Source organism: Brachybacterium horti (assembly GCF_054777615.1).
The window spans coordinates 391,213-405,534 of the sequence record NZ_BAAHAM010000003.1; the positions used below are offsets into that span (position 1 = coordinate 391,213).

Sequence of the window (14,322 nt, forward strand, 5' to 3'; positions counted from 1 at the left end):
GCGATCCTAGCCGCGGTTCCTGCATGGCCCCGCCGCGCCACGGCGAGCGACCCCGCCGGACCTGGTCGGCCCGCTCGTCCCGGTCAGAGCGAGCCGCGGCGCGAGAGCGGCCAGGCGATCGCGTCGACGCTCCCCACGACCCGCGAGACCGGGATCATCCCGCCGCCGGGCGCGCCGAGCAGGTTCCGCGAATCCGTGGAATCGCCCCGGTTGTCGCCGAGCACGAACATGCGCCCCTGGGGCACCTCGAGGTCGAAGGGGATCTCGCTCGGGACGGTGCCCGCGGGGAGGTACGGCTCCTCGAGCGCCTCCCCGTTCACCGTGATCGCCCCGGCGTCCGTGCAGCAGGTGACGCGGTCACCGCCCACGGCGATCACCCGCTTCACCCAGAAGCGGCCGCTCGCCCCGGCGCCGTCGGTCCCGAAGTAGCCGGAGCCGTCGAACACCACGACCTGGCCGCGCTCGGCGGTGCCGCGGTCCGAGCGGTCCGCGAGGATCAGGTCACCGGGCTGCAGGGCGGGCTCCATCGAGGCCGAGGGCACCGTGAACGGCTGGGCCACGAACTGGCGCACCAGCAGGGCGCCGAGCAGGAGCAGCACGACGAGGACGGCGGCGACCGCCACCGTGAGGTGGGATCGCCGCCGTCCGTCGTGGACCTGATCGGTCACCGGGAGAGCCGTGGCTCAGGAGTGCTCGCGCTTCTCCTTGATGCGGGCCTTCTTGCCGGTGAGCTTGCGCAGGTAGTACAGCTTCGCGCGGCGCACGTCGCCGCGGGTGACGACCTCGATCTTCTCGATGGTCGGGGCGTGCACGGGGAACACGCGCTCCACGCCGACGCCGAAGGAGATCTTGCGGACCCGGAAGGTCTCGCCCACGCCGTGGCCCTGGCGGCCGATGACGTAGCCCTGGAAGACCTGGACACGGGAGCGGTTGCCCTCGATGACCTTCACGTGGACCTTGACGTTGTCACCGGCGCGGAACGCGGGGATGTCCTCGCGCAGGGACGCCTTGTCGAGCTCGTCGAGCTTCTGCATCGTTCTTCTCCAGCCCTCCGCCTCAGGTCGGACAGCATGTTCGCGGGTCTCCCGGGACGGGGGACCGTGATGAACCATCGATCCGGCGAGGGGCGGACCCCTCGTGCCGGTGTGCTGGGCCTCTGGCGGCGACTCCCATCGCCACGGACCTGCCCGGCCGCTTCCTGCGCCCCTCCCCTGAGGCAGGGGGGCGCGCGACACGCACGATGACCCATTGTGCCAGCGCACACGGGCCGCGGCAAGCATCGGGCCCGCCGATCACGCTGGTCAGCGGGCGGTCACCGTGTCGGCTTGGTCACGGCCCCGGCGTCGCCGCGCCGCTCGGACGCCTCGAGGAGGTCCGGCCGGCGCTGCGCGGTGCGGGCGAGGGACTGCTCGCGCCGCCAGGCGGCGATGCGGCCGTGGTCCCCCGAGAGCAGGATCTCCGGCGCCTCGCGGAGGGTGCCGTCGGGATCCGTCCAGGAGGCCGGGCGGGTGTACAGCGGGTACTCGAGCAGGCCCTCCGAGTGGGACTCCTCGACGAGGCTCTCCGCGTTGCCGACGACGCCCGGCACCAGGCGCACGATCGCCTCGGTGATCGCGAGCACCGCGACCTCGCCGCCGTTGAGGACGTAGTCGCCGAGGCTCGCAAGGGCCACCTCGACGCCGGCGTCCGCGAGATGCTCGTAGACGCGCTCGTCGATGCCCTCGTAGCGCCCGCAGGCGAAGACGATCCAGTCCCGCCCCGACCACTCCTGGGCGGTGGCCTGCGCGAAGGGCGCCCCGGCCGGGTTCGGGAAGACGACCAGCGGGCGTGCCTGCTCGCCCAGCTCCGCGCGGCCCGCGGCCTGCACGGCCGCGAAGGCCTCCGCCCACGGCTCGGGCTTCATGACCATGCCGGCGCCGCCGCCGAGCGGCGTGTCGTCCACGGTGCGGTGGCGGTCGTGCGTGAAGTCCCGCAGCTGGTGGACGTGGAGGTCCACGATCCCCTCGCGACGGGCCTTCCCGATCAGCGAGAGCTCGAGCGGGGCGAGGTACTCCGGGAAGAGCGTGAGGACGTCGATGCGCACGGGTCAGCCCCGACCGGCTTCGTCGTCGACGTCGGCGGGCAGCTCCTCGAAGAGGCCGCCCGGGGGGTCGGCGATCACCACACCGGACTCGAGGTCGACCTCCGGCACGAGCTCCTCGACGAGCGGCAGCTGCACGCGGGCGCGCTGAGGGGTGCGCACCACGAGCAGGTCCTGGGCCGGGTAGTGCTGGACGTCGACGACGGTGCCCAGCTCGCGACCGTCCACGTGGCGCACCGCGAGGCCCGTCAGCTGATCGGGGTACCAGGCGTCGGGGTCCTCCTCCGCCTCGACCTCCTCGTCGACGGTCATCGGGAGCTCGACGCCGCGCAGCGACTCGGCGTCGGTGCGGTCGGCGACCTCGTCGAAGCGCACGTACCAGCGGTCCTGCTGGCTGCGCACCGAGGCCACGGTGAGCGTGCGCTCCCCTCCCGCGGTCACCGCGGTGAAGACGGCGCCGGGGACGATGCGCTCCTCGGGAACGTCGGTGCGCAGGATCAGCCCCACCTCCCCGCGCAGTCCGTGGGCGCGGGCGATCGTCGCGACGATGACCTCTCGGGTGCTCATGCGGTTCCTCCGTCGGAAGGGTCGGGGTCCGTGCCCGCGAGCGGGTCGGGGACGTCGTAGCCGGCCGCGGTGCAGGCCGCGCCGAGCTCGGTGAGGGGGTCGTGGAGCCCGGGCGAGTCGAGGTCTCCCTGCAGCGCGTCCTGGAAGGGGGTGCGCACCTCGCGCAGCGCGGCGGCGACCGCGGGATCGTCCACGGCGACGCTCTGCGCGGTGAGCAGGTCGGAGGCCTCGGCGACCTCGGTCGCGGCGCTCGTGGGAACGGCCTGCGGGGAGGCGCCGGCGATCGACGTCAGGTGCAGGGCGACCTGCTCGCGGTCCGCGAAGACGCTCAGCGTGCTGGGGGCCGTGAAGACCTCCGCGCAGACGAGCGCCGCGGGCTTGGCGCCCTGCTGGCCGTGGCCGGCGGCCCAGGTGGCCGCGGCGGAGTCGGGGGTGCAGGACTCGGCGAGACCCTGCCAGGTGACCGCGAAGGCGTCGAGGTCGGCGTGCTCCCCCGGGGCGGGAGCGGTGCGCAGCCAGGTCGCGACGTCGGCCGCGGCCTCGCGGGTGTCCTCCGGGGCGTCGGCGAAGGCGGTCTCGACCCCGCTCGCGACGGCGGTCGCCGGGCTGCCGTCGGAGGGGCCGTCATCGGTGGAGGTGATCGCGGCGGCGCCCTCGAGAACGCGCCAGGCCGGGGCCTCGTGGTAATCGGCGTCCCCGAAGAAGCGCGTGCACGCGGCGGTGCGGGACGGGTCCGTGGAGGGACCGGTGCTCCCGGCCCCGGCGTCGGAGCCGCCGGTCGCGCCGACGGGGTCACAGCCGGAGATCAGCGCGGCCGCGGTGAGGACGGCGAGCGTCCCCGTCACCGTCCGGGAGAGCGAGGCCCTCGGGCCGGGCAACGCACGAGAGCGGCATCGCCGGGCGGACCCGGCCATGCCGCTCTCGTGAGAGGGGTGAGGCACCTCAGCGCCGGTCGACGTCGACGATGTCCACACGCACGTCATCGTCCGACAGCGCCGCCGTGACGGTGCGCAGGGCCCGGGCGGTGCGGCCCGAGCGCCCGATCACGCGACCGAGGTCGGCGGGGCCGACCCGCACCTCGAGCAGCGGACCGCGACGGGTGGACTTCTCGGTCACCTGGACCTCGTCGGGGCTGTCGACGATCCCGCGGACCAGATGGTCGAGGGCTTCGGCGCGAGAGCTCATCTCAGGCCTCGTCGGCGGCGGCCGCGGCGTCCTCGGTGGACTCACCCTCGGCGGGGGCCTCCTCGGAGCCGGCCTCGACCTCGTCGGCGGCCGCGGGGGCCTCGGCCTCGGCCTTGGCCTTCTTCGCGCCCTCACGGGACGTGGAGGCGGCCTTGTCGGCCTCGGCGATGAGCTCCTCGGCGGACTTCTTCGCCTCGGCGGTCTTCAGGGTGCCGGCGGCGTCGCCCTCACCCTTGAACTTCTGCCAGTCGCCGGTGATCTTCAGCAGCGCGGCGACCTGCTCGGTGGGCTGCGCGCCCACGCCGAGCCAGTAGAGCGCACGCTCGGACTGGATCTCGATGAACGAGGGGTTCTCGGTGGGGTGGTACTTGCCGATCTCCTCGATCACGGCACCGTCGCGCTTCTTGCGCGAATCGGCCACCACGACGCGGTAGAACGGTGCACGGATCTTGCCCATGCGCTTCAGACGGATCTTGACAGCCACGTGTGTGGACTCTCCTTCAGGATGTTCGGGTGAGTCCCGCCGCTGCCTGTGGGGTATGCGGGCGCTGACGGTGCTCGGGGTGCTGTGCCGCGACGGGTAGAGGGCCGGTCGCGGCGCATACAGGGAGTGATTATGCCAGCTCGCCCCCGACCGGTTCCACCCGGGAGGGATGTGCGGCGGGGCACAGCGCTCCGCCGCTCCCCCGCACCCGGTCAACCGGCGATCGCATCGACGAGCTGGTTGACGCCGAGCACCACGAACAGCAGCGTCACGACGCCGAGGACGATGTTCCCCAGCGGGCGGTTGCGCCAGGCCGCGGGCATGTGCCGGGAGTTCATGAGCACGAGCAGCGTGATCGCGAGGAAGGGCATGAAGAACGAGCCCAGCACGCCGTAGGCGACGATCACCTGCACCGGCTTGCCGAGCAGCAGCAGGAGCATCGGCGGGAAGGTGAGCCAGAGGATGTAGAAGCGGTAGTAGCGCCCGCCGATCTGCCGGTCCGGATGCCCCTCCTCCTTGCCGCGCACGTGGCCCCAGAAGTCCGCGAACATGATCGACACGCCGTTCCAGACGCCGAGCACGGAGGAGAACGACGAGGCCCAGAACCCCAGCAGGAACACCCAGCTGAAGGCGGTGCCGTAGCGCGCGGCGAGCACGTCGGAGAGGTCGAGCAGACCGCGGTCGCCCTCGTCGATCGCGACGCCGGAGGAGTACAGCAGCTCGGCGCCCACGATCAGCATGGCGACGACGAAGACGCCGGAGATGACGTAGGCCATCGCGTTGTCGATCCGCATGACCTTCATCCAGCGGGGCGTGGACCAGCCCTTCTCCGCGAGCCAGTAGCCGTAGGCGGCGAGCGTGATCGTCCCGCCCACGCCGCCAGCGATGGAGAGCGTGTAGAGCAGGCCTCCGTCGGGGATGCGCGGGACGAGCCCGCCGATGATCTGCGGGATGTTCGGCAGGGTCACGACGGCGGCGCCGACGACGGTGAGGAACATGATGCCGACGAGCACCGCGACGAGCTTCTCGAGCCGGTGGTAGCGGCCCATCCAGACGAGCGCGGCGCCGATCAGGCCCGAGAGGATCGCGTAGACGATGAAGGGCATGTCGGCGATCCAGCCGACGTCCCCGAGCACCGGCAGCTGCGGCACGAGCGCCGCGAGCGGCAGCGCCGAGGCGCTCATGGCGGTCGCCCCGTACACGAAGCCCCAGACCATGATGTAGGGCCCGAAGTACCAGGAGGTCCAGCGGCCCACGCGCCGCCAGCCCTCGAAGATCGTGTGCCCGGTGGCGAGGGTCCAGCGGCCCGCGCCCTCGACGAGCACGATCTTGATGATCACGCCCGCGACGGCCGCCCACAGCAGGGCGTAGCCGTAGCGGGAGCCCGCGACGAGGGTCGCGACGAGGTCGCCGGCGCCGATCCCGGTCGCGGCGACCACCAGGCCGGGGCCGATGAGCTTCCAGCGGGGCGGTGGGGCGGTGTCGGTCCCTCCGGCGGTCGTGCCGGGGTGCGCTGCGTCGTCGGAGTGCATCCCTGCACGTTACCGTGCCCCGACCTCAGGCCACGACGCGACCTGCGAGGACGACGTGGCGGCGCTCGCGCAGCACCCGGTGGTCGGTGCGCGGGTCGCCGGGCAGCACGAGCAGGTCCGCGGGGGCGCCGTCCTCGAGGCCGGGCACGCCCAGGTAGTCGCGCGGCGCCCAGGTGGCCGCGTCGAGGATCGCGGCGGCGTCCAGCCCGCACCCGGCGAGCGCGTCGAGCTCGTCGTGGATGATGCCGTGGCCGAGCACTCCCCCGGCGTCGGTGCCGGTCAGCAGCTGCACTCCGGCGTCGTGCGCGTCGCGGGTGCGCTCGTGACGGGCCGCGCGCAGGCGCCGCATGTGGGCGGCGTAGGCGGGGAACTTCCGCTCGCCCTGGCTCGCGTAGGTCTCGAACGCGTCGACGTTCACGAGCGTGGTGACGACCGGGACGCCGGCCGCGGCGGCGCGGACGATCGTCCCCGCGGTGAGGCCGGTCGCGTGCTCGAGGCAGTCGAAGCCGGCGTCGAGGACGAGCGGGAGCGTCTCCTCGTCGAAGGTGTGGGTGGTGATGCGGGCGCCGTGGGCGTGCGCGGCCTCGGCGGCGGCCCGGAAGTCCTCCCCGGACCAGGTGGGCGTCAGGTCCCCCACGCCTCGGTCGATCCAGTCCCCCACGAGCTTCACCCAGCCGTCGCCGCGCTCCGCCTCGGCGGCGACCGTCGCGGGCAGGTCCTCGGGGTCCACCTCGTGGGCGTAGCCGATGAGGTAGCGGCGGGTGCGGGCCACGTGCCGGCCGGCGCGGATGATCCGCGGGAGGTCCGTCTCCCCCTGCAGGGGTGCAGTGTCGGTGATCGATCCGGCGTCGCGGATCAGCAGCACCCCGGTGTCGCGATCGGTGCGGGCCTGCGCCCTGGCCTCGTCGAGGCTCGTGGCAGTGCCCTCGTCGCTGATGCCGATGTGGCAGTGCAGGTCCGCGAGGCCGGGCACGACGACGCCGTCGATCTCCCGGATCTCCGTCCCGGCGGGCAGCTCGGGGCGCTCGTGGTGGATCCTGCCTCCGACGACCCAGGCGCCGCCGATCTCCTGATCGGGGCCGGTCAGGACCGGGCCGGTGAGGTGGAGGACCTCATGGTCCTCTGCCTGCCGGGCATAGGACGGGCTCTCCGTGCCGGGGCGGAGCCCGGCGGCGAAGGCCTCACGGGCGGCGTGGGCGGAGCGTGCTTCGGTGCGCATGCCCCGAGGCTATCGACTCCCGCCGCCCGGAGGCGCCGACGGGCTCAGCGGCCGCCGAGCAGCTTCTGCATCTCCGGCGGGAGCTGGCTGGGATCGAAGTCCGCCACGTCCTGGCCGGACGGGGCGCCGCCGCCGAAGGCGGATCCGCCCTGGCCCTCACCGGACCTCGCCTTCTTCGCGGCCTCGGCCTGCTCGCGCGCGGCCTTCGCCGGGTTCTTCGACTTGGCCTTCTTGGCCTGCTTGGGCGCCTGCTGCTTGCCGCGGGACTTCTTGCCCATGCCCATGCCGGGGCCGCCGGGCATCCCCGGCATGCCGCCGCCGGCCATGCCCTTGCCCATGGTGCGCATCATCTGCTGGGCCTGCTTGAACCGCTCGAGGAGCTGGTTGACGGCCTGCACGGTGGTGCCGGAGCCCTTGGCGATGCGGTTGCGGCGCGAGCCGTTGATGATCTTGGGGTCGTTGCGCTCCGCAGGGGTCATCGAGCGGATCATCGCCTCGATGCGGTCCACCTCGCGCTCGTCGAAGCTGTCCAGCGCCTCGCGGTACTGGCCCATGTTCGGCAGCATGCCCAGCATCTTCTTGATGCTGCCCATGTTCTTGATCTGCTGCATCTGGGACAGGAAGTCGTCGAGGGTGAAGTCCTCGCCGCTCGCGAGCTTCTTCGCGGCCTTCTCGGCCTCCGCCTGGTCGAAGCTCTTCTCCGCCTGCTCGATGAGGGTGAGCACGTCGCCCATGTCGAGGATGCGGTTGGCCATGCGGTCCGGGTGGAAGCGCTCGAAGTCCTCGAGGCCCTCACCGGTGGAGGCGAAGAGGATCGGCCGCTCGGTGACCCCGGTGATCGAGAGCGCCGCACCGCCGCGGGCGTCGCCGTCGAGCTTGGAGATGACCACGCCGGAGAAGCCGACGCCGTCGCGGAACGCCTCGGCCACGCGGGCCGCGTCCTGGCCGATCATCGCGTCGACGACGAACAGGGTCTCGTGCGGGTTGACGGCGTCGCGGATGTCCCGCGCCTGCTGCATCATCTCCTCGTCGATGCCGAGGCGGCCCGCGGTGTCGACGATGACGACGTCGTGCTGCTGGAACTGGGCTGTGGAGACGCCATTCATGGCGACGAGCACGGGGTTGCCCACGCCGTTGCCGGGCTCCGGCGCGAACACCGGCACGCCGGCCCGCTCGCCGACGATCTGCAGCTGGTTGACGGCGTTGGGTCGCTGGAGGTCCGCCGCGACGAGCATCGGCGTGTGGCCCTCGGACTTCATCCAGCGGGCGAGCTTGCCCGCGAGGGTCGTCTTGCCGGCGCCCTGGAGGCCCGCGAGCATGATCACGGTGGGCGGGTTCTTGGCGAAGTGGAGCTCGCCGGTGGCGCCGCCGAGGATCTGCACCAGCTCGTCGTTGACGATCTTGACGACCTGCTGCGCCGGGTTGAGGGCCTTGGAGACCTCCTCGCCCAGCGCGCGCTCGCGCACCCGGGCGGTGAACTCGCGCACCACCGGGACGGCGACGTCGGCGTCCAGCAGGGCGCGGCGGATCTCGCGGACGGTCTTGTCGACGTCGGCCTCGGTGAGACGGCCGTGACCGCGCAGCCCCTTGAGGCTGGCGGTGATGCGATCGGAGAGGTTGTTGAACACGAAGAGCTTCCCCTAGGTCGTGTGGACCGCCCCAGTGTAGTGGCCACGCCCGGGGAGACCGAGGCGCACGGCGCTCGCGGAGTCGAGGGACACAGGAGCGCCCTCGCACCGGGCCGCGCCGCGACGGGCGCACCGGATCCTAGGATCGTGCACATGACGATGGGGACGCAGGACCTCGAGCAGCCGGTGCACGCCGACGACTCGCAGCGGCGCACGGCCCTGACGGGACGGGCGGCGGCGCTCACGAAGGAGTCCGTGTGCCGCAGCGCCGCCTGGGGCGCCGCCCATCCGACCTTCGGGTACTCCGTGCCCGCAGGCTCCTCCCGCTGAACGGCCGCCGGCCGGAATCGATCAGGTCTGCTCGACCGGCGCGTCTCCCTCGTCGGACGCCGACGGGGTGAGCGTGATCGTCCCGCTGTCCAGGAACGACGATCCCGCCGTCGGGTCGACGTGCTCCGTCGCCCCGGACTCGTGGGCGATCTCGATGCCGTCGGCCCGCTCGTTCTGCCCCGGGAACACCTCGGGCAGCGACGGTGCGCGCCGCAGCCGGGGCCTCCGGCTCTCCTGCTCCTGCATGGCGCCCTCCCCTTCCGGGCCCCGCACGGTGCCGGGCCCTGCGACGCCGGCCCGGTCCCCGGGGCGGCGCCGCCCGTATGGCCGGCACCCTACCCCCGGGGACGGGAGCCCGATCAGGTCGCGGCGGCGTCCATGAGGCCGGCGATGATGCGGCCGACGGTCGGCGCGTCCAGCGCGCGACCCCGCTCGTCGGTCAGGTAGAGCACGTCGATCGCGCGCTGACCCAGCGTCATCACGTGCGCGCTGCGCAGCTGCAGGCGGTGCACCGTGATCGTCTCCGCGACGTCCGCGAGCAGGCTCGGACGGTTGCGGGCGTTGACCTGCACGACGGTCGCCTCGCTCGAGGCGCCCGGCAGCAGGGTGACGACGGGCGTGTCGTCCGTGGTGCGGGGCGGCGGGGCGGGCGGCAGCTCGAGCACGCGGGCGTCCGCCCGGTCGCGGTGCTTGAGCTCCCGATCCAGCGCCTGGCGCAGCACGGTGGGGTGCGGGAGGTCCTCCTGCGTGCCGGAGACCCACCAGGTGTTCACCGCGATCCCGTTCATCGTGACGACGACGGCGCTGCGCACGTCGATCCGCTGGCGGGCGAGCACACGCGCCATGGCCGCGAACACGCCGGCACCGTCGGGCGCGCCCAGGCAGATCTGCGAGATCGGCTCGTCCTCGGTGGGCGCCGGGTACAGCACCTGCGCGCTGCCGCTGCGCTCCACGGAGGCACGCACCGCCTCCTGCACCGAGCGCTGCGGCGTGAGCAGCAGGCGCGGGGCGGGAGAGCTGCCCGTGAGGGCGTCCCGGGCGAGGTCCGTGAGGTGGTCGACGAGGGTCGAGCGCCAGGTGGACCAGGCGGCGGGGCCGGCCGCGATGGCGTCCGCCTCGGTGAGCGCGCGGAGCAGCTCGAGGATCGTCGGGTCGAAGCGGATCTTCGTCAGCAGGTCCTGGAGCGTCGCCGGATCGGCGAGGTCGCGGCCCGTCGCGAGCGCCACGAGGGTCAGGTGCTCGCGCACGAGGGTCGTGATGGTGCGCGTGTCCGTCTCGTCGAAGCCGAGGTGACGGGCGGCGGCCTCCGCGAGCGGTGCGCCCTCCGCGGCATGGTCGCGGGCGTCGGCCCGCTTGCCGAGGTCGTGGACGAGCGCGGTGATGAGCAGGAGGTCCGGTCGGGCGACCTTCGGCAGGAAGCGCTGGACCTCCTTGACCGTCTCGATCTGGTGGCGGTCCACGGTGAAGCGGTGCACCGCGGAGCGCTGCGGGCGGTTGCGCACGTCGTGCCAGCCCGGCACCCAGCGCTCGAAGATGCCCTTGACGTCGAGGGCCTCGTAGACGTCGGCGATGTGCTCCCCTGCGAGGGCATCGACGAACACGTCCCGCTGGGTGGCGGAGAGTGGACGCTCGGGGCTCTGGGCGATGCGGTCCAGGGTCGCGTCCGCGAGCGGCAGGCCCGTGGTCGCGGCGTGACGGACCGCGGCGAGGTCCCGCAGCGGGTCGGTGCCGCGCGGGTCCACGGAGATCTCCCCCGCCTGCACGATCACACCGTTGCCCACGCGCGTGATCGCGGGCCGGCGCTCGGAGCCCTGACCGCGGGTCGAGGAGCCGCCGGGGGCGACGGCCGCCTCCGCGGCGCGGATCGTGCGGTGCAGCTCCCAGCTCACCGCGCGGGCGGCCTCGGCGAGCACCGCGAGGTGGTCGTCCGCGGTGGCGTGGCCGGTCAGCGCGGCGACCGCGTCCTGGTCCGCGCGGCCCAGTCGCGTCCCGGACTTCCCGGTGACGGCCTGCAGCGCGTCCCGGGCGTCGAGCAGGACCCGGGCGGCGGAGTCGACCACCGCGTGGTCGTGGTCCGCGAGCCAGCTCTCCGCGATCGCGCGGATCACGGTCACGTCCCGTAGGCCGCCGCGATCTGACTTGAGGTTCGGCTCCGTGGAGTGGGCGAGGGGGCCGTACCGGTCGGAGCGGTCGTGGGCGAGGTCCACGAGCTCACCGATGCGGCGTCGGGCCCCGCGCCGCCACTGCCCGCGCACGCGGTGCGCGGCGTCGTCCACGAGCTCCGCCTGCCCCGCGACGAGCCGCAGGTCCAGCAGGGAGATCGCGGCGCGGAGGTCCTCACGGGCCACCTGCTCGCACTCGAGCGGGCTGCGCATCGCATGGTCGAGCGAGGTGCCGGAGTCCCAGATCGGGTACCACAGGGCGCTCGCGAGCCGGGCGGACTCCTCGGCGCTCATCACCTCGGTGTCCACGAGGAGCACGAGGTCCAGGTCGCTGCCGGGGCCCAGGTCGCGCCGACCCAGCGAGCCGATCGCCGCGAGCGCCGCGCCGGACGCGGGGGCGCCGGCCCCCTGCCAGAGCTCGATCAGCCAGGAGTCGACGAGCGACGCCTGATCGAGCCTGCGCTGGGGGCCGGCGGTGGGATCCGCGAAGCCGGCGTGGAGGACCTGGGTCAGCCGGCGGCCGGGGAGCTCCTCAGAGGGCATCCGCGTCCCGCTCACCGGTGCGGACGCGGACGACGGTGCCGACCTCGGTGGTCCACACCTTCCCGTCGCCGATGCGGCCGGTGCGGGAGGAGGCGACGACGAGGTCGATGATGTCCTTCTCGTCGGCCGGATCGGCGAGCACCTCGACCTTCACCTTCGGGATGGTGTCGATCGTGTACTCCGCGCCGCGGTAGACCTCGGTGTGACCGCCCTGGCGGCCCCATCCGGCGACCTCCGTGATGGTCAGACCGCTGACCCCGTACTCGCGCAGGGAGTCGGTGACCGCCTGCAGGGCGTGCGGCTGGATGATGGCGGTGATGAGCTTCATCGGGCGTCTCCTGCGGTGGCGGGCTGCGGGTCCTCGGTGGTCGACGGGGTGGGCGCCGAGCCAGTCGGCGCGGCGGGGGCCGCCGGTGCCGGGGCGATGCGGTCACGCCGGGTGATCAGCGAGCTGCCCAGATCGTATCCGGACTCCGCATGGTGGGTGATGTCGATGCCGGCGGCCTCGTCGGCCTCGGAGATCCTCCAGCCCATCGTGTACTTCAGGGCCAGGGCGATCACCAGGGTGAGCACGCCGGAGAAGACGAGCGCGGAGGCCGCGACGAGGATCTGCACCAGCAGCAGGCTCACGCCGCCGCCGAAGATCAGGCCGCCGTCGGAGGCGAGGACGCCGATGAGCACGGTGCCCACGAGGCCGCCCACGAGGTGGACGCCCACGACGTCGAGCGAGTCGTCGATGCCGAAGCGGTACTTCAGGCCCACGGCGAGGGCGCAGGCGATGCCGGCGACGAGACCCAGGACGATCGAGGTGACCGGGTTCAGCGCGGCGGCCGCCGGGGTGATCGCGACCAGACCGGCGACGACGCCCGAGGCCATGCCGAGGCTCGTCACGTGGCGGTCGCGGATCTTCTCGATGAGCGCCCAGCCGAGCATGGCGCCCGCGGTCGCCACGGTCGTGTTGACCCAGGCGAGGCCCGCGGTGCCGTCGGCCGTGCCGGCGGAGCCGGCGTTGAAGCCGAACCAGCCGAACCACAGAAGCGCGGCGCCGAGCATGACGAGCGGCAGGTTGTGGGGCTTCATCGGCTCCTTGCCGAAGCCCTTGCGGGCACCGACGACGATCGCGAGGACGAGGCCCGCCATGCCGGCGTTGATGTGGACCACGGTGCCGCCGGCGAAGTCGACGGGCTCCGCGATCGAGGCGAAGATGCCGTCGGCGCCGAGCAGGCCGCCGCCCCACACCATGTGCGCGAGGGGTGCGTACACGACGAGCACCCACACGAGGGCGAAGACCATCCAGGTGCCGAACTTGACGCGATCGGCGATCGCGCCGGAGATCAGCGCGGTGGAGATGATCGCGAAGGTCATCTGGAACCCGGCGGCGACGAGGAAGGGCACGCCGCTCCCGGCGAGGATCGACTGCTCGTCGGTGCCGGAGAGGCCGAGGAACTCGAGCGGGTTGCCGAAGAGCCCGCCGATGTCGCTGCCGAAGGCGATCGAGTAGCCGCCGAGGACCCAGGCGATCGCGACGACGGCCATCGCCCCGAAGGACATCAGCATCATGTTGAGGACGGTGCGCGCTCGCACCATGCCTCCGTAGAACAGGGAGAGACCGGGGGTCATCAGCAGCACCAGGGCGGCACTGACGAGGATCCACGCGGTCGCCCCCGTGTCGAGGGTGAAGGACTCCATGTCGGCTCCAGATTGTTCAGTGGGCGGTGCCGGCGCGCCTGCGCACGGACCGTCCGACCGGATCGGTCGTGTGTCTCATGGTGTGAGCACTGCCGAGATTCGCCTATGCCGAGAGGGCGGCGTGATCATTCCGTGATCCGACGATCCGCTCCGTGGGATCGCGGGCGCCCACCACCTGCCCTCCGAGCCCGCCGCCGCGCTCAGGGCGACGTGCTCAGGATCGAGACGCTCGAGACGACGCCGCGCGTGCCCTACGGCGTGGTCTCGAGCCGCCCCGGCACGGGGCACTCGGCTCCACGAGGGACGGCGGCGCCCCTGAGGGCATCACCGCGGAGCAGATCATGCCGCCGCTGGGCACCCATGCCCGGGACCGGTCCGACCCCACTGACTGGGGCGGCGGGACCATCGACATCCGCCTGCTCGGCGACGGCTCCACCTTCTCCCTGCCCGTGCACACGGAGGGGGCCCTGTTCTCCGTGGGCGACCCGCATCACGCGATGGGCGACGTCGAGGTCGCCCTCACGGCCATGGAGGGCTCGCTGCGGGGCACCTTCCGCCTGACCGTGTGCAAGAAGGGGGCCGGGGACGCGCCCTCGGTCTCGCACCGCTACCCCTTCGCGGAGACCGCGGACGCCTGGATCCCGATCGGGCTCTCCGACCCCGACGGGAGCGCCGACGGCCAGGGCAGCGACCTGGACGTCGCCATGCGCACCGCCGTCGTCAACGCCCCGGAACTCCTCGAGCAGGATCGCGGCATGGACCGGGCGACCGCCTACGCGTACCTCTCCGCCGCCGCGGACTTCACGCTCTCGCAGGTCGTGGACCGCACCGTGGGCGTGCACGGCATGATCCCGAAGGCGCACTTCTCCTGAACGGCCGCGAGGACCGGTGCGCACCCTGCGG

Annotated in this window: 16 protein-coding genes; 2 read left to right on the forward strand and 14 right to left on the reverse strand. The window is 73.0% G+C overall.

Going from position 1 to position 14,322, the window contains the following annotated elements:
* Window positions 1-83: 83 nt before the first annotated feature.
* The 10 genes from lepB to ffh form a co-directional block, all read right to left on the reverse strand.
* Window positions 84-668 (reverse strand): signal peptidase I, encoded by a 585-nt coding sequence (gene lepB, locus ACYVAP_RS11190; protein ID WP_264450392.1) that lies wholly within the window; start codon window positions 666-668, stop codon window positions 84-86.
* Between the two features lie 15 nt (window positions 669-683).
* Window positions 684-1,034, reverse strand: a complete 351-nt coding sequence (gene rplS / locus ACYVAP_RS11195) for a 50S ribosomal protein L19 (RefSeq protein ID WP_103385149.1) — start codon at window positions 1,032-1,034, stop codon at window positions 684-686.
* A gap of 278 nt (window positions 1,035-1,312) precedes the next feature.
* Window positions 1,313-2,083 (reverse strand): tRNA (guanosine(37)-N1)-methyltransferase TrmD, encoded by a 771-nt coding sequence (gene trmD / locus ACYVAP_RS11200; protein ID WP_264450391.1) that lies wholly within the window; start codon window positions 2,081-2,083, stop codon window positions 1,313-1,315.
* Window positions 2,084-2,086: 3 nt separating this feature from the next.
* Complete coding sequence (gene rimM / locus ACYVAP_RS11205) at window positions 2,087-2,647, reverse strand: ribosome maturation factor RimM (protein ID WP_137771295.1); 561 nt, start codon at window positions 2,645-2,647, stop codon at window positions 2,087-2,089.
* Window positions 2,644-3,492, reverse strand: a complete 849-nt coding sequence (locus ACYVAP_RS11210; RefSeq protein ID WP_498860690.1) for a hypothetical protein — start codon at window positions 3,490-3,492, stop codon at window positions 2,644-2,646. The genes rimM and ACYVAP_RS11210 overlap by 4 nt, the downstream gene beginning before the upstream one ends.
* A 97-nt stretch (window positions 3,493-3,589) precedes the next feature.
* Window positions 3,590-3,832: an RNA-binding protein gene (locus ACYVAP_RS11215; protein ID WP_137771297.1), complete on the reverse strand. Its 243-nt coding sequence runs from the start codon at window positions 3,830-3,832 to the stop codon at window positions 3,590-3,592.
* A 1-nt stretch (window position 3,833) separates the two neighbouring features.
* A complete protein-coding gene (gene rpsP, locus ACYVAP_RS11220; RefSeq protein ID WP_137771298.1) occupies window positions 3,834-4,316 on the reverse strand; it encodes a 30S ribosomal protein S16 in 483 nt (160 codons plus the stop codon).
* A gap of 212 nt (window positions 4,317-4,528) precedes the next feature.
* On the reverse strand, window positions 4,529-5,848 hold the full coding sequence (locus ACYVAP_RS11225) for an NRAMP family divalent metal transporter (protein ID WP_498860691.1): 1,320 nt from the start codon (window positions 5,846-5,848) through the stop codon (window positions 4,529-4,531).
* A 25-nt stretch (window positions 5,849-5,873) separates the two neighbouring features.
* Window positions 5,874-7,067, reverse strand: coding sequence for an amidohydrolase family protein (locus ACYVAP_RS11230; RefSeq protein ID WP_498860692.1), 1,194 nt, complete (start codon window positions 7,065-7,067; stop codon window positions 5,874-5,876).
* Between the two features lie 44 nt (window positions 7,068-7,111).
* A complete protein-coding gene (gene ffh / locus ACYVAP_RS11235; protein ID WP_498860693.1) occupies window positions 7,112-8,695 on the reverse strand; it encodes a signal recognition particle protein in 1,584 nt (527 codons plus the stop codon).
* 153 nt (window positions 8,696-8,848) lie between these two features.
* On the opposite strand from ffh, the gene ACYVAP_RS11240 reads away from it, so the two are divergent.
* Window positions 8,849-9,025, forward strand: a complete 177-nt coding sequence (locus ACYVAP_RS11240) for a hypothetical protein (RefSeq protein WP_264450386.1) — start codon at window positions 8,849-8,851, stop codon at window positions 9,023-9,025.
* A gap of 21 nt (window positions 9,026-9,046) precedes the next feature.
* Here ACYVAP_RS11240 and ACYVAP_RS11245 read toward each other — a convergent pair whose 3' ends face one another.
* The 4 genes from ACYVAP_RS11245 to ACYVAP_RS11260 all read right to left on the reverse strand — a co-directional run bounded on the left by ACYVAP_RS11245 (window position 9,047) and on the right by ACYVAP_RS11260 (window position 13,419).
* Window positions 9,047-9,271, reverse strand: a complete 225-nt coding sequence (locus ACYVAP_RS11245; RefSeq protein WP_498860694.1) for a hypothetical protein — start codon at window positions 9,269-9,271, stop codon at window positions 9,047-9,049.
* A 113-nt stretch (window positions 9,272-9,384) separates the two neighbouring features.
* Window positions 9,385-11,730: a bifunctional uridylyltransferase/uridylyl-removing enzyme family protein gene (locus tag ACYVAP_RS11250; RefSeq protein ID WP_498860695.1), complete on the reverse strand. Its 2,346-nt coding sequence runs from the start codon at window positions 11,728-11,730 to the stop codon at window positions 9,385-9,387.
* Window positions 11,720-12,058, reverse strand: a complete 339-nt coding sequence (locus tag ACYVAP_RS11255) for a P-II family nitrogen regulator (protein WP_137771304.1) — start codon at window positions 12,056-12,058, stop codon at window positions 11,720-11,722. Before ACYVAP_RS11255 ends, ACYVAP_RS11250 begins: the two co-directional genes overlap by 11 nt.
* Complete coding sequence (locus ACYVAP_RS11260; protein ID WP_137771305.1) at window positions 12,055-13,419, reverse strand: ammonium transporter; 1,365 nt, start codon at window positions 13,417-13,419, stop codon at window positions 12,055-12,057. Before ACYVAP_RS11260 ends, ACYVAP_RS11255 begins: the two co-directional genes overlap by 4 nt.
* 341 nt (window positions 13,420-13,760) lie before the next feature.
* Between ACYVAP_RS11260 and ACYVAP_RS11265 the strand changes: the two genes are divergently transcribed.
* The gene (locus ACYVAP_RS11265) at window positions 13,761-14,291 is read left to right on the forward strand and encodes an acetamidase/formamidase family protein (protein WP_498860696.1); all 531 of its coding nucleotides are present in this window, start codon (window positions 13,761-13,763) and stop codon (window positions 14,289-14,291) included.
* Window positions 14,292-14,322: the final 31 nt, after the last annotated feature.